We start from the raw sequence: 22,674 nt of genomic DNA on the forward strand, positions 1-22,674 counted from the left end.
ACTAAAGTACGACAGCTTATTTCATGGCAACTGTTCTACATTAGTGACATCAGACAACTTTTCGGAGATTTACCATGTGCGGCATCGTCGGGGCAGTTGCCCAACGCAACATTACCCCCATCCTGATCGAAGGCTTGAAGCGCCTCGAATACCGCGGCTACGATTCCTGCGGCGTCGCCCTGCACGTGGATGGCCACCTCGCGCGCTCGCGCAGCACCTCGCGCGTGGCCGATCTCGAAACGCAAATCGCCGAAACCCATTTGCAAGGTTTTACGGGCATCGCCCACACGCGCTGGGCCACCCACGGCGCCCCGGCCACCCGCAACGCCCACCCGCACTTCTCGCCGAGCGAAGACAACGCCCGCATCGCGCTGGTCCACAATGGCATCATCGAAAACCACGACGAGCTGCGTGCCGAACTGACCGGCCTCGGCTACGTGTTCCAGAGCCAGACCGACACCGAAGTCATCGCCCACCTGGTCGACCACATGTACAGCGGCGATCTGTTCGAGACGGTGCAGCAGGCCGTAAAACGCCTGCATGGCGCCTACGCGATCGCCGTGTTCTGCCGCGAAGAACCGCACCGCGTGGTGGCCGCACGCCAGGGTTCGCCGCTGATCGTCGGCGTCGGCAAGGGCGAGAATTTCGTCGCCTCGGATGCGATGGCGCTGGCCGGCACCACCGACCAGATCATCTACCTGGAAGAAGGCGACGTGGTCGACCTGCAGCTGGCGAGATATTGGATCGTCGACGCCGAAGGCCGCCCGGCCGAACGCGAAGTGAAGACCGTGCATGCGCACACCGGCGCCGCCGAACTGGGCCCGTACCGCCACTACATGCAGAAGGAAATCTTTGAACAACCGCGCGTGGTCGGCGACACCCTGGAAGGCGTCACCGGCATCATGCCGGAACTGTTCGGCGACCAGGCCTATCGCGTATTCAAGGAAATCGACCGCGTGCTGATCCTGGCTTGCGGCACCAGCTATTACGCCGGCCTCACCGCCAAGTACTGGATCGAATCGGTGGCCAAGGTGCCGGTGAACGTCGAGATCGCCAGCGAATACCGCTATCGCGACAGCGTGCCGCACCCGTCGACCCTGGTGGTGACGATCTCGCAATCGGGAGAGACGGCCGACACCCTGGCCGCACTGAAGCACGCGCGCAGCCTCGGCATGCAGCACACGCTGACCATCTGCAACGTCGCCACCAGCGCCATGGTGCGCGAATGCAAGCTGGCCTACATCACCCGCGCCGGCGTCGAAGTCGGCGTCGCCTCGACCAAGGCGTTTACCACGCAGCTGGCCGCGCTGTTCCTGTTGACCCTGACGCTGGCGCAAGTCAACGGCCGCCTCGACGACGAGCAGGAAGCGAATTACCTGAAGCAGATGCGCCACCTGCCGGTTGCGCTGAGCGCGGTGTTGGCGCTGGAGCCGCAGATCATCGCCTGGGCCGAGGATTTCGCGCGCAAGGAAAACGCGCTGTTCCTGGGCCGCGGCATCCACTACCCGATCGCCCTCGAAGGCGCCCTGAAACTGAAGGAAATCTCGTACATCCACGCCGAAGCCTACCCGGCAGGCGAGCTGAAACACGGCCCGCTGGCGCTGGTGACCGAAGAGATGCCGGTGGTGACCATCGCCCCCAACGACGCACTGCTGGAAAAGCTGAAGTCGAACATGCAGGAAGTGCGCGCCCGCGGCGGCCAGCTGTACGTGTTTGCCGACGTCGACACCCACATCACCTCGAGCGACGGCCTGCATGTGATCCGCCTGCCGGAACACTACGGCCTGCTGTCGCCGATCCTGCACGTGGCGGCGCTGCAGCTGCTGGCGTATCACACGGCGCTGGCGCGCGGTACCGACGTCGACAAGCCGCGTAATCTGGCGAAGTCGGTGACGGTGGAATAAGTGTGCATCCCGGCGCTATAACGCTGCGGATGACGGACCCGGGTCACGTGGGCCGGTCGCCCGGCCGATGACTTTTAGCGTTTGCCGTTACCGGGTCAGTTTGACCAGCTGCTTGCCGAAGTTCTGCCCCTTCAGCAGGCCCAGGAATGCCGTGGGCGCGTTGGCCAGGTCTTGCGCGATCGTTTCGCGGTACTTGAGCTTGCCCGACGCGACGAGCGTGCCCAGTTCGTTCAAGCCCTGGGGCCAGAACTCCATGTGCTCGCCGACGATGAAGCCGCGCACGGTCAGGCGCATGACCAGCACCGCGCTGAAATTATTCACTGGAACAGGCTCGCCGTCATACCCGGCGATCAGGCCGCAGACGGCGATCCGGCCGAACGGATTCATGCGCGCCAGCGAGGCGTCCAGCACCGCGCCGCCGACGTTTTCGAACACCGCGTCGATCCCGTCCGGCGTGGCCGCCGCCAGGTCGGCCGCCAGCTTGCCCGCCTTGTAGTCGACGCAGGCATCGAAGCCAAGCTCGTCGACCACGTAATCGCACTTTTCCTTGCCGCCCGCGATGCCGACCACGCGGCAGCCCTGCAGCTTGGCCAGCTGGCCGGCGGCGCTGCCGACCGCGCCGCTGGCGGCCGAGATCACCACGGTGTTGCCGGGTTGCGGGGCCATGATCTGGTTCAGGCCGTACCAGGCGGTCATGCCCGGCATGCCCACCACGCCGAGATAGGCTTGCAGCGGGACCTTGCCGGCATCGACCTTGCGCATGCCGCTGCCGTCCGACACGCCCATTTCGGTCCAGCCCAGGTTGGCGAAGACCTTGTCGCCGACGGCGAATGCCGGGTTCTTCGACGCCACCACTTCGCCCACCGTGCCGCCGGGCATGGTGGCATTCAGTTGCGCCGGCGGCATGTAGCTTTTGCCTTCGTTCATGAGTGAGCGCATGTATGGGTCGACCGTCAGGTACTCGTTGCGGACCAGCACCTCGCCGTCCTTCAGCGCGGGCACCTCGACGGTTTCGAGTCGGAAATTCTCTAATGTGGCCTCGCCGGTGGGACGCGAGGCCAGCACGATGCGTTGGAACGTGGTCATGTTCATACCTCCTGTATGGGGACAAGTAACCGCAATACTAATGCGCCAATGATGTCGCCGCCTCGCACGCTTGACGGCGCCACCGCATGGAACGGGTTCTGGCGCAGAGGTCGGGTAGAATCACCGGTCATGACAGCGCCAGCCGGCGCCTCCTCTTGTCCACAATGGCTTCTGCTCCTCTGTTCTCAGGTACGGACGAACTCGCTTCACGCATGGCCCACCATGACTGGGCCGCCTCCGTCCTCGGCGTGCCGGATGCCTGGCCGGCCGCCATCCGGACCGTGGTCCGCCTGATGCTCGACGCCAAGCATGCGATGTTCGTGTTCTGGGGACCGCAACTCGGCCTGGTCTACAACCAGCCGTATGCGCAGTTCTTGCAGGACAAGCACCCGCGGGCGCTGGGCCGCCCTTTTCGCGATACCTGGCCGGAATTGTGGCCGCAGCTGGGGCCCCTGATCGAACGTGCGCTTGCCGGCGAGTCGATCTACATCGAGGACATGCCGCTGGTGATGTTCAGGAACGGCCGTCACGAGCAGACCTGGTTCACGTTTTCCTATTCGCCGATCTACGACGACGGCGGCGCCATCGTCGGCCTGTACGGCACCGGTACCGACACCACGCGGCGGGTGACGACCGAGCGCCGCCTCGCCTTCCAGCTGCGCATGGCCGACCAGCTGCGTGGACTGGCCGATCCGCTCGAGGTCGCGCGGCGCGGCAGCCGCCTGCTCGGCGAAGAACTCGGGGTCGGCCGGGTGCTGTTCGGCGAAATCCTGGAAGACGGTGCCCATGGCATCTTTCACTCGAACCATACCGACGGTTCACTGGATGAATTGCATGGCATGTTCGACACGGACAACTTCGGCGCCAGCCTGTTCGCCACGCTGCGCAGCGGCCGCACCAGCGTGCACAAGGACATCGATGCCGAACTCGGCACGACCGACCCGCAGGCAGCGCGCCAGTTCCGCGCCCTCGATACGCGGGCCGAGATCAGCGTGCCGGTGCTGCGCGAAGGCCGGTTGACCAGCATCCTGATCGTCAACGACCGCGCGCCGCGCATCTGGACGCCCTACGAAATCGAACTGGTGGAAGACATGGCGGAGCGCACCTGGAATGCGGTCGAGCGCGCCCGTGCCGAAGCCGCGCTGCACCAGGCCAACCACCGGCTGGAAGACCTGCTCAGCCAACGCACGGCCGAGCGCGACCGGCTCTGGGACATGGCGCAGGAGATCCTGGCCATCGCCACCACCGAAGGCTATTTCCTCAACTGTAACCCGGCAATGACCGAGACCCTCGGCTGGACCGAACGCGAGTTGCAGGTGGTGCCGTTCGCGGGTTTTGCCCATCCCGATCAGATCGACGAACTGGCTGGCGTCATGGCGCAGCTGGCAGCCGGCAAGACCGTCACGCGCTACGAAATCCGTACCCGGCACCGCGACGGCAGTTATCGCTGGCTGTCGTGGACGGTCGTGCCGCGCGCCAGGCTGCTGTACATGGCGGGACGCGACGTCACCGAGGAAAAGCAGGGCCAGGAAGCCTTGCGCCAGGCCGAGGACGCGCTGCGCCAGGCGCAAAAGATGGAAGCGATCGGGCAGCTCACCGGCGGCATCGCCCACGATTTCAACAATATGCTGGGCACCATCGTCGGCAACATCGAGCTGGCCCGTTTCCACCTGAAGGCGGGCCGCGCCGACAACCTGTACCGCTACCTCGACGGCGCCTCGCAGTCGGCCAACCGGGCCGCGACGCTGACCCATCGCCTGCTGGCCTTCGCGCGCCGCCAGACCCTCGACCCCAAGCCGACCGACGTCAACCAGCTGGTGACCTCGATGAACGAAATGATCGCGCGGACGGTGGGGCCGGCGATCGCCATCGACCTGGAACTGGAAAGCGCATGGCGCGTCACGTCCTGCGACCCGAACCAGCTCGAGAATGCCCTGCTCAACCTGGCGATCAATGCGCGCGACGCCATGCCCGGCGGCGGCCGTCTCCTGATCAGCACCTGCGACCTCGGCCGCGAGTTGCCGCAACACCCGGCCGGCCTGGCCGCCGCCGAATTCATCCGCATCAGCGTCAGCGATACCGGCACCGGCATGGATGCCGATACCGCCGCCCGCGCCTTCGATCCTTTTTTCACGACCAAGCCGCTCGGCCAGGGCACCGGCCTGGGTTTGTCGATGGTGTTCGGCTTCGTCAGCCAGAGCAACGGCCACGTCAGCCTCGACTCGGCGCCGGGATGCGGTACCTCGGTGCATATCGACCTGGCGCGTTGTACCGATGCGCTGCCGGCGGCGCCGGACGCCGCGCCGGCGGCGGAGCCGTCCGGCACACCGCGCAGCATGACCATTCTGCTGGTCGACGACGAAGCCGCGCTGCGCCAGGTATTGGCCGAGGTGCTGCGCGGCGCCGGCCACACCGTGTTCGAAGCCGGCGATGCCGCCACCGCGCTGGCGAAACTGCGCCATATCGACCGGGTCGACCTGCTGGTGACGGATATCGGCTTGCCGGGCGGCGTGAACGGGCGCCAGCTGGCCGACACCGTCCGCGGCGACAGCCCCGCGACCCGGGTGCTGCTGATCACCGGCTATGCCGAGTCGAGCGTGCTGGACAAGGGAGCGCCCGCACCGGACATGGGACTGCTCACCAAACCCTTTGCCCTCAAGGATTTCATGGCGCGGGTGGCCGCCATCGTCGCCGGCCTGCAGGACTGAGCCAGTCCCTGGTCAGCCCTGGGTCTCCAGTGCAAAGCGCAGGCCGTAATTGTTCAAGGTCCCCGGCAACCGCCCCGGCACCATCTTCTGCCCCGACACCAGCGTCGGTTCGCGTCCGTCGATCAGGGCCGCCAGCAGCGCACTCGACAGCATCTGCACCAGATGCCGCGCCGGACACACCGCCGGCCCCGCGCTGAACGGCACCAGCGGCCATTCCTGGTCGCTGCGCGCATGCAGCCACAAGGCCGGCGTGAAGCGGTGCGCATACGCCAGGCGCTGGTCGTCGCGGTGGAAGAAGGGCGCGAACACCAGCACGCCGGTGCGCGCCGGCATGGTGCCGCCTTCCCATTCGGTATCCCGGGTGGTCTGGCGCAGGATTGCCGGCGTGGTCGGCCACAGGCGTACCGCTTCCAGCAGCGTGGCGCGCAGGAAGGGTAAAAATTTGCGTTCGATGCCGGGTTTGGCGCAGATTTCGGCACGCGCTTCCTGCGCCTGTTCCGGATGGGTCGCCAGCAGCGCCAGCGCGCGGAAGGTGGCCATGCCGGCGGCGTCGAAGGCGAACAGCCATTGCGGCACCTGCTGCTCCGGTTTGGTGTCGGCGCTTTGTGGGGTGCGCGCGATGACGGCGGCCAGGCTGCCGGGTTCGGCGCGCTCGAGGTAGTGCTGAATACGGGCGAAGAAACGCGCCTGGGTTGCCTTCTTTTTCGGGTGCAGGAAGGCCCAGTTGGCCGCTTTGCGCAGGGCGACCGTCATGTCGTTGAGTTCCTGGTCGTCGCTGGCGCCGTCGCCGAACACCACGCGCCGCGCCAGGCGGTACCAGCCCTGGGCGAAGGCATCCCAGTCGAGTTCGCCTTTAGCGCGGGCCGCCGCCAGGATGCGTGCGGCTTCTTCGTCGACGATCGGCAGGAAGCGCTCGGCCATGTGGTGCACCGCCTGGTTCGATTCGAGCACGGCGTCGTTGAACTGGCGGCGCTCGGTGCGCAGCGTGCCTTGCGAGATCAGCACGCCTTCCGGCTCGAAGTGCGACAGCGCGGCGCGCTTTTCGCTGCTGGCCGGCGAAAACGGCTCCGGCGATTCGTTCAGGACGCGGTAGACGTGTTGCGGAGACAGCACGACCGCCTGCTTGCGAATCGGCAGCGGCAGCATCAGCGGCCCCTGGCCGTACTTGTTGCGCAGCTTTTGCAGGCGCTGCACCGCGCGCGTATCGAGTTGCCATTGCTCGGCCAGCGCCACGGCGCCGGGGCGGCGGATGATCACGCCCTTGGCGAAGGTCGGCGCCAGCACGTCGACTGCCAGGGCCACGGTATCGAGCAGGCTGGCCTGCGGCAGGGTGTCAGGCGCTTGCGTGCGCGATGCCGCCACCATCCTGCCGAGCGCATAGCCGCCGAGCAGCCCCAGCGCACCGGCGGCCAGGGCCAGGTTTTCATTTCGTTTCGTCATTGAGTACGCCTTCCTTGGTTGCAGATTGCATAACAGCGCTATCTGCCCCAGTGTGGCATAGCTCTCGCCTACCCGAATTCAATTGTGTGCGGGCAGGCTCTCTCTTAAAACACGGCCGCCACGGTCAGCGTGAATCCCTTGCGCTCGTGTTCGGGCTGGGCCACGGTGCCGGCGTACTGGCCGTTGGCGGTCACGCCCGCATCGCCGCTGCGCGGCGTCTTGAGCCAGTCGTAACGGCCGCGCACTTCGAGCCAGGGCGCGGCTGCCGGGCGCAGGGCGGCGCCCAGGCGCACGCCGTAGGAACGGCGGGTGTCGAACGCCACCGGATCGAGCACGCCGGAAAAGCCGACGTGCAGGCGTTCCGGTGCGGCCAGCACCGCGGCGGCATCGACGCTGACCTTGCCGGCGGCCGGCTGCCAGGTTTTAGCGGCGCCGGCCACCAGCCGCGTCGAGCGATAGCTTTCCTGCAGCCCGGCGGCGGCGGCCGTGCCGCGGATGTCGCGCTTCCAGCGGTCGACCTCGATCGCGGCCTGCACCGCATAATCGGCGGGCAGCGCGTAGGCGGCGCCGATGCGCCCCGCCGCCAGGCCGGTCGCCGTCCTGGAGGATGCCGCGGCGCCGTTCTGGGTCTGGCCCTGGTAGTCGATGTTGCCGTGGTACCAGTCGGCGCCGGCGAACCAGGTGAGCTTGCCGCTGCGGTAGCCGGCCTGCAGCGCCACGCCGGGCAGCCAGCCGTCTTCTTTGACCAGGCGGCGCCCGCCGGGGGCGGTTTCGGTATGCGTTACGTTGCGCACGCTCGGGCCGATGCTGCCTTCCCATTGGGCGCAGGCAGGATGGATCAGCGAAGCATACAGGGCTGCGGCGAGGCCGGCGCGAAGGATCGATGTCATTTGCTTATTATAGGGTGAGGAAAAGCGGGGCACATGAAACGACACAGCCAGCCAGGACGCGCATGGCGTCCTGGCTGGCTGGCATCGGTCCGACCGGCTCAGGCCGGCCGGGAGTCGAGCGGATCGATCAGATCGACGACAGGAAGGCAGCCCACGCCACCGTTTCGGTGTTCGTGATCGTGCCGTTGCCCGAAGCGCTGAAGTCCACGCGCACGCCGTTCGGGACGACGGTCGCGGTGACCGACGACGCATTGCCGGTGACGATCAGCGAGCCGCTGCTCGGTACCACGGCGGTCGGGCTGCTGAAGACGAAATCTGCCAGGCTCTTCACGGTGTACGAGAAGGTGCCGAGTTTCGGGCTGGTGCCGGACAGGCCGAAGTTGGCGCCGCTGGACTCGACGCCGTTTTCGGTTTTGCCTTTCACCGTGTAGGCGGTGACGGTGCGGTTCACAACCGCCGCGCTGCCCTGCTGCTCGGTGGTCTGCAGCGAATTGCCGGACAGGACGATGGTGTTGTTGTTGGCGCTGGTCTGGTTCAGCACGACCTTCATGTCGCCGTTGACGCCGACCTTGTCGGTGCCGCTGACAATGCTGAAGTTGGTGAAGGTGCTGTCCATCGTGACGCCGAAGACGGGGGTGTTGATGTCGCCGGTCACGCCCGAGAAATTGACCGTGAATGCGCCGCTCAGGGTGTCGGTGCCATCGACGCAGTTATTCGCCGTGACTTTCAGGATGTCGCCATTGCTGACATTGTTCGCGTTGCTGATGGTGGCATCGATGGTCAGGGAACCGCCGCCCGGGCATTGCTGGGTCTGGGTCTGGGTGACGCCGGTCAGCAGTTGCTGGCCGCCGTAGGCACGCTTGACCAGCTTGAGCAGTGGCGCCACGGTGTTGATGTTGGCACGGTTGACGTTGACGCCGGTCAGGATGTCGGTCAGCGAAGTCGACGACGCGCCGACCGAGGTCGTGGCGGCGTAGGCATTGCTGGCTGCGCTGGTCGCGTTGGCGGCAGTGATCGACGATTGGGTCGACGTGGCCGGCGGCGGCGTGGTCGTCACCGGCGGCGTGGTGGTACCGCCGCCCGTGCTGCCACCGCCACCACCACCGCCGCAGGCGGACAGCACCATGGCGGAACCGAGGGCAAGGACCAGGAGTGGTTTGTTCATAGTTGTTCTCTCTTAATGACGCACGCCTTGGCCGGCGTGGGCAGGCGGCAGCGTAGTTCAGTGTTATTAGGTAAAGGGTACGGGCAAATGGTAACGGGTACTTTCCGCGCACACACTATCAAATTGTCACAAAATAATTCCGGATGAGGCGCGCGTTTGAACGGCAACGTTCCATGCATGAGGGAATCAAATTGATAAGCTTGCCGGTACTGACAAAAAATATCGAACGATACGTATTAATACGAATAAAACGCTAAATATATCCGGTATTCACAAATATAATTTTTATTCAGGTATTTGGACGAATATAATTTCGCATCCTTAAAGGATTTGTCCTGCTCAATGGACGCCAAGAACGTGCAGGTCTGGCCGTCTGGCCAACGCGTTCTTGTCTCGTTCGCCTCTTGTTCGGTCCCGCCCGGAAACCCGGTTTCCAGGCCTGGCCGGCGATGTTGCCCTCGTTACGCGTCGTGTCGCGAGCCCCGTGGCTCTGCCCCATGCTTTAGCTGAAAGACTTTCGTCTGTACTAAAGCCATTGAAGCCTGTTTCTTCAATCAGCTTGTTAGTTAATTAGTTAATAAGACGTATGCGTAAGACACTATCGTTAGCAGTCGCACTCTCCTGCCTGGCCCTGACTTCCTGCAGCCGCACCCCGCCCGCCTCGTCGGACAAGCCGCTCGACGTGGTCCTGATCGGCGGCGGCGTGATGAGTGCCACCCTCGGCACCCTGCTCGAGGAATTGCAGCCCAACCTGTCCATCGAGATGGTCGAGCGCCTCGATTCGGTCGGCGCCGAAAGCTCGGACACGATGAACAACGCCGGCACCGGCCACTCCGGTTTCGCCGAAATGAACTACACGCCGGAAAACCCGGACGGCAGCGTCGGCGCCAGCAAGGCAGTGGAGATCAACGAGCAGTTCGAGATCTCGAAGCAGTTCTGGGCCTACCAGGTGCAAAAGAATTACCTGGGCAACCCGCGCACCTTCATCAACAACGTGCCCCACATGGCCTTCGTCTGGGGCGACAACGTCGACTTCCTGCGCAAGCGCTACGCCGCGCTGACCCATGAAAACCTGTTCAAGGGCATGCTGTACAGCGAAGACCCGGAACAGATCCGCCAGTGGGCACCGCTGGTGATGAACGGCCGCGACAAGAACCAGCGCATCGCCGCCACCCGCATGGACATCGGCACCGACGTCAACTACGGCGTGCTGACCCGCAGCATGGTCAAGCACCTGACCGACACCGGCATGACGCTGAAGCTGCGCCACCAGGTCGAGGACATCAAGCGCGGCGCCGACGGCATCTGGAACATCAGCATCAAGAACCTGGCCGACAACACCACGCAAAACGTGCGTACCAAGTTCGTCTTCATCGGTGCCGGCGGCGCCGCGCTGCCGCTGCTCGAGAAGACCCAGATTCCGGAAGCCCACGGCTACGGCGGCTTCCCGGTCGGCGGCCAGTGGCTGGTCACCACCAACCAGGAAGTGATCAAGCAGCACTGGGCCAAAGTCTACGGCAAGGCCTCGGTCGGTTCGCCGCCGATGTCGGTGCCGCACCTGGACACCCGCCTGGTCAACGGCAAGCCGGCCCTGCTGTTCGGCCCGTTCGCGACCTTCTCGACCAAGTACCTGAAAAACGGTTCCTGGATCGACATGCCGTCCTCGGTCAACACCGGCAACGTCCGTCCGATGCTGCAGGCCGGCTGGGACAACATGCCACTGACCAAGTACCTGATCCAGCAGGTGCAGCTGACGCCGGAAGAGCGCCTGGCCACCCTGCGCGAGTACCTGCCGAACGCGAAGATGGAAGACTGGACCCTGCAGAACGCCGGCCAGCGCGTGCAGATCATCAAGGACGATCCGAAGAAGGGCGGCATCCTGCAGTTCGGTACCGAAGTGGTGGCATCCGCCGACGGTTCCGTGACCGCGCTGCTGGGCGCCTCGCCGGGCGCATCGACCGCCGCGCCGATCATGATGAAGGTGCTCGAGAAGTCGGCCTTCCGCGACCAGCTCAAGACGCCCGAGTGGCAAGCCAAGATGCATGAAATGGTGCCGTCGTACGGCCGCAAGCTGAACCCGGACGCGGCGTTCGCCAACCAGATCCGCCAGTACAGCAGCGGCGTGCTGGGCCTGAAGGCGTTCAACCTGAACGTGGCCGATCCGTCACAGGCACCGGCCGCGGCGCAAGTGCCGGCCGCGACGCCGACGCCGGTGATCGCACAAAAGTAATCCGCTACCCTGCCCCGGCGGCGGCAAGCTTGCCGCCGCCGGGATGCTGAAGCCGCCGCCCACCCGGGCGGCTTTTTTTTGCCTCTCAGCCTACGAATCGTGGTGTTATTTTGTGGCGCTAGAGCAAGATTTTAGTGGCTCTACACAACAGCTTATGCCAGACTGTAGATTGTTTGTTATTCCTCAATGTAGACCATAACTGGTTCTGCTCATTCAAATGGATGCCACCAGCGACACCGAACACGATACCCCCGAGCTGGCGCAGCCGTTCAAGCATTACCGCCTGGGCCGGCAACTGGGCGCCGGCGGTTTCGGTGAAGTGCGCGAAGCCTGGGACGAACACCTGAGGCGCAAGGTCGCGATCAAGCGCCTCAAGAGCGGCGCCGTCCTCGGCCGGCCCGACAGCCTGCTGCGCGAAGCGCGCCTGGCCGCCTCGCTCGAGCACCCGGCCTTCGTCCGGATCCATTCGATCGAGGAAGACGGCAGCAGCCATGCGATCGTCATGGAACTGATCGCCGGCACCACACTGCGCGAGCTGGTCGGGCGCGGCCCGCTGGCGCTCGACACCGTGCTGGATCTGGCTGGCCAGGCGGCCGCGGCCATGGCGGCGGCCCACGCGTGCGGACTGGTGCACGGCGACCTGAAGCCGTCCAACCTGATGGTCGACGCCGGCGGGCGGCTGCGCATCCTCGACCTCGGCCTGGCCTTCCACGACGATCCGCAGGCCACCACCTCCGTCATGCAGCTCGAGCAGCAGGGCACGATCGCCTACATGGCGCCCGAGTGCCTGCTGGGGCAGGCGCCGAACCGCCAGTCCGACGTCTACGCGCTGGGCGTGGTGTGCTACGAGATGATCTGCGGCGAGCGCCCGTTCGGCAATCTGTCCGGGCTGGCGCTGGCGGCCGCGCAAATGCAGTCGAGCTCGGCATCGTGGGTGTTTCCGGCGGCGACGCCGGCACCGCTGATCGCACTGGTGCGGGCGATGACGGCGCGCCGGCCGGAACAGCGTCCGGCCGGCATGCCGGAGGTGGAGGCGGCGCTGCGTGCCGTGCGGGCGGGCATGCCTGCCGTGGCGCCGGCATCCGCGCCGGCGCTGCTGCCCGAGCCGGCGCCAAAGGCAGAAACCAAGCCGGAACCGGTGGCCGCAGCCGCAGGTGCGCCGTTCGGCGCACGCTGGCGCAAGGCCGGGCTCGGTGCCGCGCTGGTACTGGCGCTGGGCCTGGGCGGCTGGTATGCGATGCAGCATGGGCAGGCACCGGCACCGTTCTCGCGTTCGGCGACCATCGCCCGCGCCCTGCATGCGCTGGAATCCTTCGACCAGCCCGAGCGCCTGGAAGCGGCGCGTGCCGATTTCGAAGCCCTGCTGGCCAGGGATCCGAACAATGCCGCCGCGGTGGCCGGCATGTCGCTGGTGGCCGTTTTCCGCTACAGCGCCGACACCCAGGACGAGACCTGGCTGCGCCGTGCCGACGCTGCCGCCCAGCAGGCGTTGCGGCTGGAACCGGCGCTGGCGCTGGGCCATGTGGCGCACGCCTGGGTTTTACGGCATCAGGGAAAAATCGAACAGGCATTGGCAGAGGCTGAACGGGCGCTGGCGCTGGATCCAGACAATTTTTTTGCCGCTTACGGCAAGATGTACTTTTTGAATGCCATGCGCCGCAACGACGCAGCGCTGGCCTGGGGCCACGCCATGTTGCGCCGCTTCCCGACGCAGCGCGCATTTGCCGACGAACTCGGGACTGTTTATTACCGGCAAGGAAATGACAAGGCAGCCGAGCAGGCATTTCGACTCAGCATCAAGCTGCAGCCCGATTCGGGTCTTGGCTACGCCAACCTGAACGCCGCACTGCTGCGCCAGGGCCGCGCGGACGAAGCCTTGCGCGTGGTCCAGCAGGGTTTGCAGGTGCGTCCGAACGCCGCCCTGTATTCGAACCTGGGGCTGGCGCTGTTCCAGCGTGGCGATTACGTGGGCGCGGCAGACGCTTATCAGCGTGCCGTCAGCGCGCCGGCAGGCAACCCGAACGATTACCTGGGCTGGGCCAATCTCGGCGATACGCTGTTGTGGATACCCGGCCGCGCAGGCGCGGCGCGTGATGCCTATCGAAAGGCGCGGCAATTGCTTTCACCCAAACTCGTCCTCAGGCCCGGCGATGCGACCTTGCTGTCTCGCATGGGTTTATATGCGGCGCGCAGTGCCGACACCGAGGAAGCCATGACCCTGACGGCCAAGGCGCTGGCTGCGGCGCCCGACAGTCCAGATGTCTATTTCCGCGCAGCGCTTGCGTACGAGTTGTTGAAGCGGCGCGAACTGGCGCTGCAGGCGCTGGCACAGGCGAAACGTTACGGTTACCCGGCCGCTGCCATCGACGCCGAGCCGGATTTTGTCGCGTTGCGACGCGACCCGCGTTATCCCAACTGAAATGGAATCCTGACATGTCATCATGACCGTGGCGATCAAGCGGGCAAACGGTCTCGAGTACCGTGTATTTGCTTTCGATCCGGAGGCACAGGTAGGCAGCGGCGCCGGCCCGACCGCCCCGTTCGGCACCAGCCCGGCTCCGGACGGCAACGCCGTGTCCACCAACCCGGCAAGCTGACGCTAGCCCAGCAGGCTCAGCCCACGCAAATGGCGGCGCAAGGCCTCTGCCGGCGTGAGCAGCAAAGCGGCACAGCGTTTGATGTCGGCGCCGCTTTGCTGCAACGCCTGCTGCAAGGTCTCCAGCCCGATCGCTTCGGGCCGGCGAATTGCCGGGTGGGCTTCGATCAGCTTGTACATCGATGGCCGTGAAATGCCCAGTTCAGCCGCCGCCCCCTGGATCTGCCAACCGTTGTTGTGCAGCGCCGCCACGACCTCGTCATCGCTGAGTTGGTCCAGTGCGCGCCGCCTGGCCGGTGCCGGCACCGGTGCCGCCGCTGCCACTACCGATGCTGGCGTTACTGCATGGCGCACCCCCACCAGCGCCTCGAACAGTGGCAACTGCCCGGCCTGCGCCAGCAGCAGCGCGCGTGCCAGCACGTGCGACAGCTGGCGCACATTGCCGGGCCAGTCGTAGTTGGCGCAAGCGCTGACGAAGGCGAACGGCAGCGCCGGCAACTCGGCGCCACCCGCGCTGCGCGCCTGTGCCAGCGCATGCACGATCAATACCCCGATATCCTCGCGCCGCGCACGCAGCGGCGGCAAGGTGATCACGAAACGCTCCAGCCGGCGCAGCAGGGCCTGGCTGAAATCCTGGCCCGACAGATCCTGGTCGGTGGCGGCGATCACGCGCGCGCTGCTGCGGCGGTCGGTGTCGCCGCCGACCACGCGGTATTGCCCGCTTTCCAGCACGCGCAGCAGCATCGGCTGTACCGCCGCCGGGGTGTTGCCGATCTCGTCGAGGAACAGGGTGGCGCCGTCGGCCTCGGCGAACAGGCCGCTGCGGGCCGACTGGGCGCCGGTGTAGGCGCCGCGCGCGGTGCCGAACAGTTCGGCCGCCGCCAGGCCTTCGTTCATGACCGCCATGTTGACCGCCACCAGCGGCCGATCGGCACGCTGGCCGAGGGCGTGGAGCGCTCGTGCCGCCACTTCCTTGCCGGTGCCGGTCTCGCCCAGCAGCAGCACCGGCAGTTCGGTCGGCGCCACGGTGCGGATCAGTTCGCGGACCTGGATCGCGGCCGCGCTGACGCCGAGCAGGCCGGCCACCGGGTTATCGCGCGGCAGGCGGTCGGTCCAGTGCACGCACAGCAGGATCGAACGGCCCAGCCCGAGCACGATGCCGCGGTCGAGCTGGGCCGGTTCGAGGACGACCGCTTGCGCGATCTCGCTACCGTTGACTTCGACCGTCATGCGGCTGTCGGGCGGCGTCAGGGACAGCCGGCCGCCGGCCGCGCGCGCCAGGCGCAATGGCTGGCGCGAGACGCTGCCGTGGCCGAGTGCGAGGCCATCGCGGCCGGGATGGGCGAACAGCGGGAAAAAGCGGCTCACTTCCAGCGCCCCCTCGGCGTCCGCCTGCAGGTATTGCTCGCCGATGCGCGCCAGGTCCGGATGCCAGAGCACGGTCAGCGCCAGCACCGGCGCGCCGGCATACGGGGTGCCGGTCAGCGGCGAGGTAAAAGTGTGGTCCGAGTCGAACATCGCTGCTGTCAATCCATTGTTTCTGCATGTAAAAAACAATGTAAGGCGTGGCTGTTGACATGTCAATTTGTCTGTTTTGACAGCCGATCCGCCCCGTTTACCGGCCCTGGACACCGGTTTGGCGTGGCACGTCATTTGCAAAAGAGACTGCGCGCAACACGGCAAGCGCCGCCACGCGTTTGTCCGTGCATGCCCGACGACTGCATCACGATTGTCGATCGACCCGAAACAACAGGTGAACCGATGCAGTACCACCCCCTGGCCCAGCCCCCGCCTGCTCCCCGATTCGAAGCGCGCCAGCCCGCCGCGGGCAGCGCGCTGCTGTTCCATATCGAAGCCGGCAAGCTGTGCATGATGCGCGAAGTCTTTCACCCGGTGCGCGGCTGGCAGTGCCACGACTTGAGCAGTGCGCGCATCGCCCGCGACCTGCCGGGCGGCCGCAGCACGGCCTTCGCCAGCGCGCTGTCGGTGGCGGTGCCCTGGCGCATGCAGATGCTGCACCTGGCGCTGGTGGTGAGCGATGGCGCGGGCGACCATTTGTATCTGAGCCTGTCGAATCCGGCGGCGGACCTGCCGCCCATGGCGGCGCACAGCGTGGTCCGGGGCGCGGCGCCGGCCTGGACCGCCTGCCCTTTCGATGCGGGTCCGGCGCCGGGGCGGCTGGCGATTACCCGGGTGCAGATCGGCGACGCCAGCGACCGCGCTTTCGTGGTGGTCGACGCCGTGCTCGATGCGGACGGTGCGCGCCGGCCGGCACGCTATGCGATCGATCTCGGCCGCGGCGCCAGCCGCAGCGCCGGACCGCGCTGGATCGAGCACCGGCTGCCGCTCGACGGCGGCCGCGTGCTGGCGTCCTGCCTCGGGCGCTGCCGCGGCGGCTGGGACGTGGACGGGCTGTACCTGGCAGGCATGGCCGGTACCGACGCGCAACTGCTGTACGCGCCGCTGTACAACCCCTTCAATCCGATGCAACCGCGCTGGGCGCGCCATCTGGCATTGCCGCGCGGCCGCAGCGCCGACGCGATCGCCGCCTGCCGCAATGCGGACAATACCTCCGGCCTGTACGTCGCCGCGCAGGGCACGCTGTATTATTTTTCCGCCACCAACCAGAACGAAGGCGCACAGGCGCTGGCGCTCGGCAGCGGGCCGGCCTTCGACGGCATGCGCAGCCTGTTTGCGGCGGCCACCGGCGAGCGCGTCACGATATGGGGATTGAACGGGGCGGGCCAGGTGATCTGCACGGGCGCACCCCAGGTCCATGTCGCCGATCCAGGCGCCTGGAGCGTCCCGGTGGTGATCCTGTCGGATGTGGAGGCAATCGCGCCGTCACCGGACGGCGACGGCATCGATTACACCTTGTTTGCGCAGTCCGGCGCCAGCCTGGTCAGGGTGACCAAGGCGCCGGGCAGTGGCGGCTGGACCCGCGAGGACGTGGGTCCGTTCCAGCATTGACGGCTGTGCTTCGCAGCTCAGCGCGAACCGTTGCCGGCCGGCGCGCCGCCATCGGGACCGGCACCATGGATGCCCTGGCTCGAGGCGTCGTCGTCGCTGCCCTGGCGCGTGCCCGGGTTGCCGCCTGCGGCAGTTGCCCCCATGCCGGCTTGGGCGTTACGGCTGGCCTGGTACTGGCCCTCGACGCCGCCCGGCAGCGGTCCGGTGGCGCTGCCGTGGCTGTTCTGGGGTGCGCCCGGCGGATTGACGTTACTTTCCGGGTTGGCGTGCTGGAAGTTGGTATAGACACCGGACGACGAGGCGCGGGCGCCGCTCTGGCGGTTCTGGCTGCCGCTGCCGCCATTGCCGCCGTCTTCCGGCGTAAACCCGACGCCGCTCTGGTCCGGCACGTCCGGGCGCCAGGCCTGGCCGTTGGAAGCGCCGGCATCCTGGCCCGGATCGTCTTTCTGACGGTTGGCTTCGCCTGCCGGCGTGCCGCCCGCATTGCCCTGCTGCTTATCCGATTGCTCGTTGCCGGTGAAGCCGACACCGCTCTTGTCGGCCACCTTGTTGCTGCCCACGTCGCTGTGGCCCCAGTCATTGTGTTGATTTCCAGCCATCATGATCTCCTTTGCATACTGTCAGTAGACATGATGGTAGCCACCTGGGCGACCATTCCAATCGGCGCGCGTGCCCTACCGTTGTAGGACTGGCCTTATTGGCGCGCTTTGATGATGGTCCAAATGGCGCCGCTATCGGTCAATAGATACAGCTCGCCCTGCCCATCCTGGCCGAACGAGACGATGCGGCCGACGTTGGTGAGATTCCAGTCGCGCTGCTCGGTTGCCGTCCTGCCGCTGACCAGGAAACTGCGCACGAAACCGGCGCAATAGTCCGAATAAAAATAGTGCCCGGCCAGCTCCGGCATGGCGCTGCCGCGGTAGACGAAGCCGCCGGTGATCGAACAGGGGCTGCTGGTGGCGCTCGTATGGGGATAGTCGAACACCGGCAGGGTCAGGCCGTTCTGGTCGCAGGTCTGCGCCCCGTAGCAGGCCGTGCCTTCCATGCGCGGCCAGCCGTAATTCAGCCCGCCCTGGGTTGCCGCCTCGACGTCGACCTCTTCGCGCGCATCCTGGCCGACGTCGGCGATATAGATCTGGCCGCCGGCGAGCGCGCCGCGGTCGAAGCTGAAGCGCCACGGATTGCGCAGGCCCGAGGCCCAGATCTCGGCGCGGTTGCCGGACCCGTTGACGTAGGGGTTGGTCGGCGGGATGCGGTAGGGTTCGGCGGCGCTGGCGGCGCTGACGTCCAGGCGCAGCAGCTTGCCCAGTAGCGACCCCGGGTTCTGGGCGTTGCGGTTCGGATCGCCGGCGCCGCCGCCGTCGCCGGTGCCCAGGTACAGGTAGCCGTCGGGGCCGAACGCGACCGTGCCGCCCACGTGGTTCTGGTAGGTCGGGTGCGGGATCCGGATGATGGTCAGCGCGGAGGCCGGATCGGCCACGTCGGCATTGCTGGAGACCGTATAGCGCTCGACCACGATGTCGCCGCTCAGATCGGTGCGGTAGACGTAGAAGCGGCCGTTGCTGGCATAGCCGGGATCGAAGGCCATCGACAGCAGGCCGCCTTCGCCGGCGGTGCTGACGCCCGTGCGGATATCGAGGAAAGGCCGGGCCAGCGCGCTGCCGCTGCGCATGACCAGGATGCGGCCGGCACGCTCGGTGACGAACTGGCGCGTGTCGCCGGGCGGCGCGGTCAGGTAGGTGGGCGCGTTCAGGCCGCTGGCATAGGGACCGAGCGCCAGGTTGATCGTCACCGGCGGTTGCGGGGTGGGGGTGGTGACGGGTGGCGTCGTGCCGCCACCTGTGCCGCCACCGCCGCCGCCACCGCACGAGACCAGCAGGCCGGCGGCCAGGGGGAGCGTAAAAGACAAGGGCTTGATCGACATCGCGGCCTCCTCAGGCTGGCTTTGCCTCAACCATACTCCGATTTTTTCCCTTGTCCATACGCGCACGAAAGCGTGTGCGCGGACAGTCCAGCCTCAGTGCTGGGTTTCGAGGGCCGGCTGCTCGGCCAGCGATTGCAGCGGTTTCGATGCCTGCAAGGGCGCCAGCCCGGCCGGCAGCGGCACCCGTACCGGGCGGCTGTGCAGGTTCGCCGAGGACGGCACCTTGTCCGTGATGGCGGGCGCGGCATCCCAGACCGGCGCGTCGATGCCTTCGAACACGGCTTTCAGCTGCTGGCCCCAGGCGATGCGCAGGCGCTGGAAATACTGGTTCTGTTCGTCGATGGTGACGAAGCGCGTGAGCGCCAGGCTGCCGTTTTCATACACCAGCAGGTCGAGCGGCAGGCCGACCGCGACGTTCGAGCGCAGCGTCGAATCCATCGACACCAGCGCGCACTTGGCGGCATCGTCGAGCGAGGTCTGGGGCGTGATCACGCGGTCCAGGATCGGCTTGCCGTACTTGGCTTCGCCGATCTGGAAATACGGGTTCTCGTCGTGCGACTCGATGAAATTGCCGGCCGAGTAGATATAGAACAGGCGGCAGCGTTCGGTGCCGATCTGGCCGCCGAAGATCAGGCTGATATTGAAGTCGACGCCGAACTCGGTCAGCTTGGCCGCGTCTTCCTTGTGCACGCTGCGCACGGCTTCGCCGACGATGCGCGCCGCTTCGTACATGGTGGGCGCGGTCCAGATCGTGGTGCCGTCCTGGGTGACGTAGCTGGAAATGGTCTGGCGCACCGCTTGCGAGATCGACAGGTTCCCGGCCGTCATCAGGACCATCATGCGCTCGCCCGGGTTTTCGAAGACGCTCAGCTTGCGGGCCGTGCTGACCTGGTCGATACCGGCGTTGGTGCGCGAATCGGCCAGGAAGACCAGGCCGGCCTCCAGGCGCATGCCTACACAATAAGTCATGGCTGGGATTTCCTAAGTGAAATTTTTATTCTACACGGGCATTTCAGGCCGGCACAATGCAGGCTTCACCATGGGGGCTGTGTCCACCCCCGCCGTGTCGCATTCCGGGCACAGGTGCCGCACCACTTCGGTACGCGACTGCACCGAAGCCGTGCGTGCCCAGGAGGCATCTCACTCGCCCAGCGGGACCAGGAAATCGCGGCTGATGCCGTTGCCCAGCTTGTAGATGTTTTCCATGAAGCGGCCGAGGGTCTGGTCGAGTCCGGTTTCCAGGATATCCTCGATGCGCGCGAACTGCAGTTCCGCATGCATCTTGCCGGCCAGCCTTTCGGTGTTCGCGGAGACGTCATTGCGCACCGCCTTCAGGTTGTGGACGACCCGTTCCATGCAGGCCAGCAGCGAGCGCGGCATGTCGGCGCGCAGCATCAGGAGTTCGGCCACGCGTGCCGGCGTGATCGAATCGCGGTACACCTTGCGGTAGGTCTCGAAGCCGGCCACCGAGCGCAGCAGTGCGGCCCAATAGTAAAACTCGCGCTGGGTCAGCATCTCGTGGGTCGCATTGCCCTTGGCAGCGTGGTACTTGACGTCGAGGATGCGCGCGGTGCTGTCGGCCCGTTCCAGGAAGGTGCCGAGGCTGATGAACACCATCGCCTCGTCGGCCAGCATGGTGCCCAGCGTGACGCCGCGCGCCAAGTGGCAGCGGTGCTTGACCCATTCGAAGAATTCGCCGGGATCGCCGTCGTGGGCCACGCGCTCGCGCAGGTCGAGCCAGGTCGCATTCTGCGTTTCCCAGACTTCGGTGGTGAGCACGCCGCGCACCGCACGCGCGTTTTCGCGCGCCGCGGTCAGGCAGGACACGATCGACGAGGGGTTCGCGGTGTCGCTGACCATGAAGGCGAGCACATTTTTGGCGTCGAGCGTCTCGTATTTGGCATCGAAGGCGCCCTGCAGTTCGGAGATGCCGAGCATGGCGCGCCAGGTCTGTTCGGCGTCGAACTGCGATTGCGGCAACATCGCCGTCTGCAATGCCACGTCGAGCATGCGCGCGGTGTTTTCGGCACGCTCGGTATAGCGCGCCATCCAGTACAGGTGGTCTGCGGTGCGGCTCAGCATGCTTGTTACTCCTTATTCCTCGAGAATCCAGGTGTCCTTGGTGCCGCCGCCCTGCGACGAGTTCACCACCAGCGAGCCTTCCTGCAGCGCCACCCGGGTCAGTCCGCCCGGCACCATTGAAATCGTCTTGCCCGACAGGACGAACGGGCGCAGGTCGATGTGGCGCGGCGCGATGCCGTTTTCCACATAGGTCGGGCAGGCCGACAGGGCCAGCGTCGGCTGGGCGATGTAGCCTTCCGGCTTGGCGATCAGGCGCCGCCTGAAATCCTCGATCTGCTGTTTGCTGGCGGCCGGGCCGATCAGCATGCCGTAGCCGCCGGCGCCGTGCACTTCCTTTACCACCAGCTTGTCGAGATTGGCCAGCGTGTACGACAGGTCGTCCGGCTTGCGGCATTGCCAGGTCGGCACGTTGTTCAGCAGCGGCTGCTCCGATAAATAGAATTTGATCATGTCGGGCACGAAGGGGTAGATCGACTTGTCGTCGGCGACGCCGGTGCCGATCGCATTCGCCAGCGTGACCCGCCCCGCGCGGTAGGCCGACAGCAGGCCCGGCACGCCCAGGCTCGAATCCGGGCGGAACGCCAGCGGATCGAGGAAATCGTCGTCGAGGCGGCGGTAGATGACGTCGACGCGCTTGGGGCCGCGGATGGTGCGCATCCAGACCTGGTCGGCGTCGACGAACAGATCCTTGCCCTCGACCAGCTCGACGCCCATCTGCTGCGCCAGGAAGGCGTGCTCGAAATAGGCCGAGTTGTACATGCCCGGCGTCATGACGACCACGGTCGGGTCGTTGACGCCGGTCGGCGCCACCGAGCGCAGGTTTTCCAGCAGCATGTCCGGGTAATGCTCGACCGGGGCGATGCGGTGGTGCGCGAACAGTTCCGGGAACAGGCGCATCATCATCTTGCGGTCTTCCAGCATGTAGGAGACGCCCGAGGGCACGCGCAGGTTGTCTTCCAGCACATAGAATTCGCCCTGGCCGGCGCGCACGATGTCGACCCCGGCGATGTGGGCGTAGATGTCGGACGGCACGCTGATGCCCTGCATCTCGGGGCGGTACTGGGCGTTCTGGACGATCTGCTGGGCCGGCATGATGCCGGCCTTGATGATGTTCTGGTCGTGGTAGATGTCGTGCACGAACATGTTGAGCGCCTGGACGCGTTGGGCCAGGCCGGCCTGCAGGGCGGTCCACTCGTGCGCGGGGATGATGCGCGGGATGGTATCGAAGGGAATCAGGCGCTCGGTGCCGGCGCCGTCGCCGTACACGGCAAAGGTGATGCCGACGCGGCGGAAGGTCAGATCGGCCTCGGCGCGCTTGCGCTCGATACGCTCCGGCGGCTGGCGCTGCAGCCAGGCGTCGAAGGCATGGTAGTGCTCGCGGACCTGGCCCGATTCGCCGCCTACCATTTCGTTGAAATATGCCGCCATCATGCTGCTCCTCCTGTATCGACAGGTTCTTCGTATCAAGAAACGTGCCAAGAAAACATGATCAAAATTGCACTGCCGTGGTGCGGCACGGGTGCCGCATGGCGGCGCGTATGGCGACGCCTGAAGCGGCCGGGTGCGTAAAAGGTGGTATCCGCACCAAAGGTCGGGCATAATATGGCGCTTGTCTTCTGTCTTATATAAGACTTGGCCTCCAAACCCCGCTATGTTTGCGATCCGGGATCGGTTAGGAT

At 66.1% G+C, this 22,674-nt stretch carries 16 protein-coding genes; 6 read left to right on the plus strand and 10 right to left on the minus strand.

Annotated elements, in window-relative coordinates; translation table 11 throughout:
• Positions 1-74: 74 nt before the first annotated feature.
• Entirely contained in the window at positions 75-1,904 is a 1,830-nt protein-coding gene (gene glmS / locus FBX97_RS21680) for a glutamine--fructose-6-phosphate transaminase (isomerizing) (protein ID WP_141836478.1), read from the plus strand.
• 87 nt (positions 1,905-1,991) lie between these two features.
• On the opposite strand, the gene FBX97_RS21685 is transcribed toward glmS, so the two are convergent.
• The gene (locus tag FBX97_RS21685) at positions 1,992-2,990 is read right to left on the minus strand and encodes an NADP-dependent oxidoreductase (protein ID WP_141836480.1); all 999 of its coding nucleotides are present in this window, start codon (positions 2,988-2,990) and stop codon (positions 1,992-1,994) included.
• A 212-nt stretch (positions 2,991-3,202) separates the two neighbouring features.
• Between FBX97_RS21685 and FBX97_RS21690 the strand changes: the two genes are divergently transcribed.
• Positions 3,203-5,698, plus strand: coding sequence for a PAS domain-containing protein (locus tag FBX97_RS21690; RefSeq protein WP_185748679.1), 2,496 nt, complete (start codon positions 3,203-3,205; stop codon positions 5,696-5,698).
• Between the two features lie 12 nt (positions 5,699-5,710).
• Here FBX97_RS21690 and FBX97_RS21695 read toward each other — a convergent pair whose 3' ends face one another.
• From FBX97_RS21695 to FBX97_RS21705, 3 genes are all read right to left on the minus strand, one after another.
• On the minus strand, positions 5,711-7,138 hold the full coding sequence (locus tag FBX97_RS21695) for a cytochrome P450 (protein WP_141836484.1): 1,428 nt from the start codon (positions 7,136-7,138) through the stop codon (positions 5,711-5,713).
• 104 nt (positions 7,139-7,242) lie between these two features.
• Positions 7,243-8,028 (minus strand): hypothetical protein, encoded by a 786-nt coding sequence (locus FBX97_RS21700; protein WP_141836486.1) that lies wholly within the window; start codon positions 8,026-8,028, stop codon positions 7,243-7,245.
• Between the two features lie 127 nt (positions 8,029-8,155).
• Entirely contained in the window at positions 8,156-9,193 is a 1,038-nt protein-coding gene (locus FBX97_RS21705) for a hypothetical protein (protein WP_141836488.1), read from the minus strand.
• Between the two features lie 586 nt (positions 9,194-9,779).
• Between FBX97_RS21705 and mqo the strand changes: the two genes are divergently transcribed.
• From mqo to FBX97_RS29660, 3 genes are all read left to right on the plus strand, one after another.
• A complete protein-coding gene (gene mqo, locus FBX97_RS21710; protein ID WP_141836490.1) occupies positions 9,780-11,423 on the plus strand; it encodes a malate dehydrogenase (quinone) in 1,644 nt (547 codons plus the stop codon).
• A 217-nt stretch (positions 11,424-11,640) separates the two neighbouring features.
• Positions 11,641-13,842, plus strand: a complete 2,202-nt coding sequence (locus tag FBX97_RS21715; protein ID WP_141836492.1) for a serine/threonine-protein kinase — start codon at positions 11,641-11,643, stop codon at positions 13,840-13,842.
• 22 nt (positions 13,843-13,864) lie between these two features.
• The gene (locus FBX97_RS29660; RefSeq protein WP_185748680.1) at positions 13,865-14,020 is read left to right on the plus strand and encodes a hypothetical protein; all 156 of its coding nucleotides are present in this window, start codon (positions 13,865-13,867) and stop codon (positions 14,018-14,020) included.
• A gap of 2 nt (positions 14,021-14,022) precedes the next feature.
• Here the strand turns inward: FBX97_RS29660 and FBX97_RS29665 are convergent, their stop codons facing one another.
• Positions 14,023-15,537, minus strand: coding sequence for a sigma 54-interacting transcriptional regulator (locus FBX97_RS29665; protein WP_185748681.1), 1,515 nt, complete (start codon positions 15,535-15,537; stop codon positions 14,023-14,025).
• 243 nt (positions 15,538-15,780) lie between these two features.
• Here FBX97_RS29665 and FBX97_RS29670 point away from each other — a divergent pair, with 243 nt between their 5' ends.
• Complete coding sequence (locus tag FBX97_RS29670) at positions 15,781-16,989, plus strand: hypothetical protein (protein WP_185748682.1); 1,209 nt, start codon at positions 15,781-15,783, stop codon at positions 16,987-16,989.
• Between the two features lie 17 nt (positions 16,990-17,006).
• On the opposite strand, the gene FBX97_RS21725 is transcribed toward FBX97_RS29670, so the two are convergent.
• The 5 genes from FBX97_RS21725 to FBX97_RS21745 all read right to left on the minus strand — a co-directional run bounded on the left by FBX97_RS21725 (position 17,007) and on the right by FBX97_RS21745 (position 22,423).
• Entirely contained in the window at positions 17,007-17,588 is a 582-nt protein-coding gene (locus tag FBX97_RS21725; RefSeq protein ID WP_185748683.1) for a hypothetical protein, read from the minus strand.
• A 95-nt stretch (positions 17,589-17,683) separates the two neighbouring features.
• Complete coding sequence (locus FBX97_RS21730) at positions 17,684-18,913, minus strand: sorbosone dehydrogenase family protein (protein WP_141836498.1); 1,230 nt, start codon at positions 18,911-18,913, stop codon at positions 17,684-17,686.
• 93 nt (positions 18,914-19,006) lie between these two features.
• Entirely contained in the window at positions 19,007-19,882 is an 876-nt protein-coding gene (locus FBX97_RS21735) for a peptidase (protein WP_141836500.1), read from the minus strand.
• Positions 19,883-20,053: 171 nt separating this feature from the next.
• The gene (locus tag FBX97_RS21740) at positions 20,054-20,995 is read right to left on the minus strand and encodes an alpha-E domain-containing protein (protein ID WP_141836502.1); all 942 of its coding nucleotides are present in this window, start codon (positions 20,993-20,995) and stop codon (positions 20,054-20,056) included.
• 12 nt (positions 20,996-21,007) lie between these two features.
• The gene (locus FBX97_RS21745) at positions 21,008-22,423 is read right to left on the minus strand and encodes a circularly permuted type 2 ATP-grasp protein (protein ID WP_141837118.1); all 1,416 of its coding nucleotides are present in this window, start codon (positions 22,421-22,423) and stop codon (positions 21,008-21,010) included.
• Between the last annotated feature and the right edge of the window lie 251 nt (positions 22,424-22,674).

It is taken from the genome of Herbaspirillum sp. SJZ107, assembly GCF_006715485.1.
Taxonomy (GTDB): Bacteria; Pseudomonadota; Gammaproteobacteria; order Burkholderiales; family Burkholderiaceae_D; genus Telluria.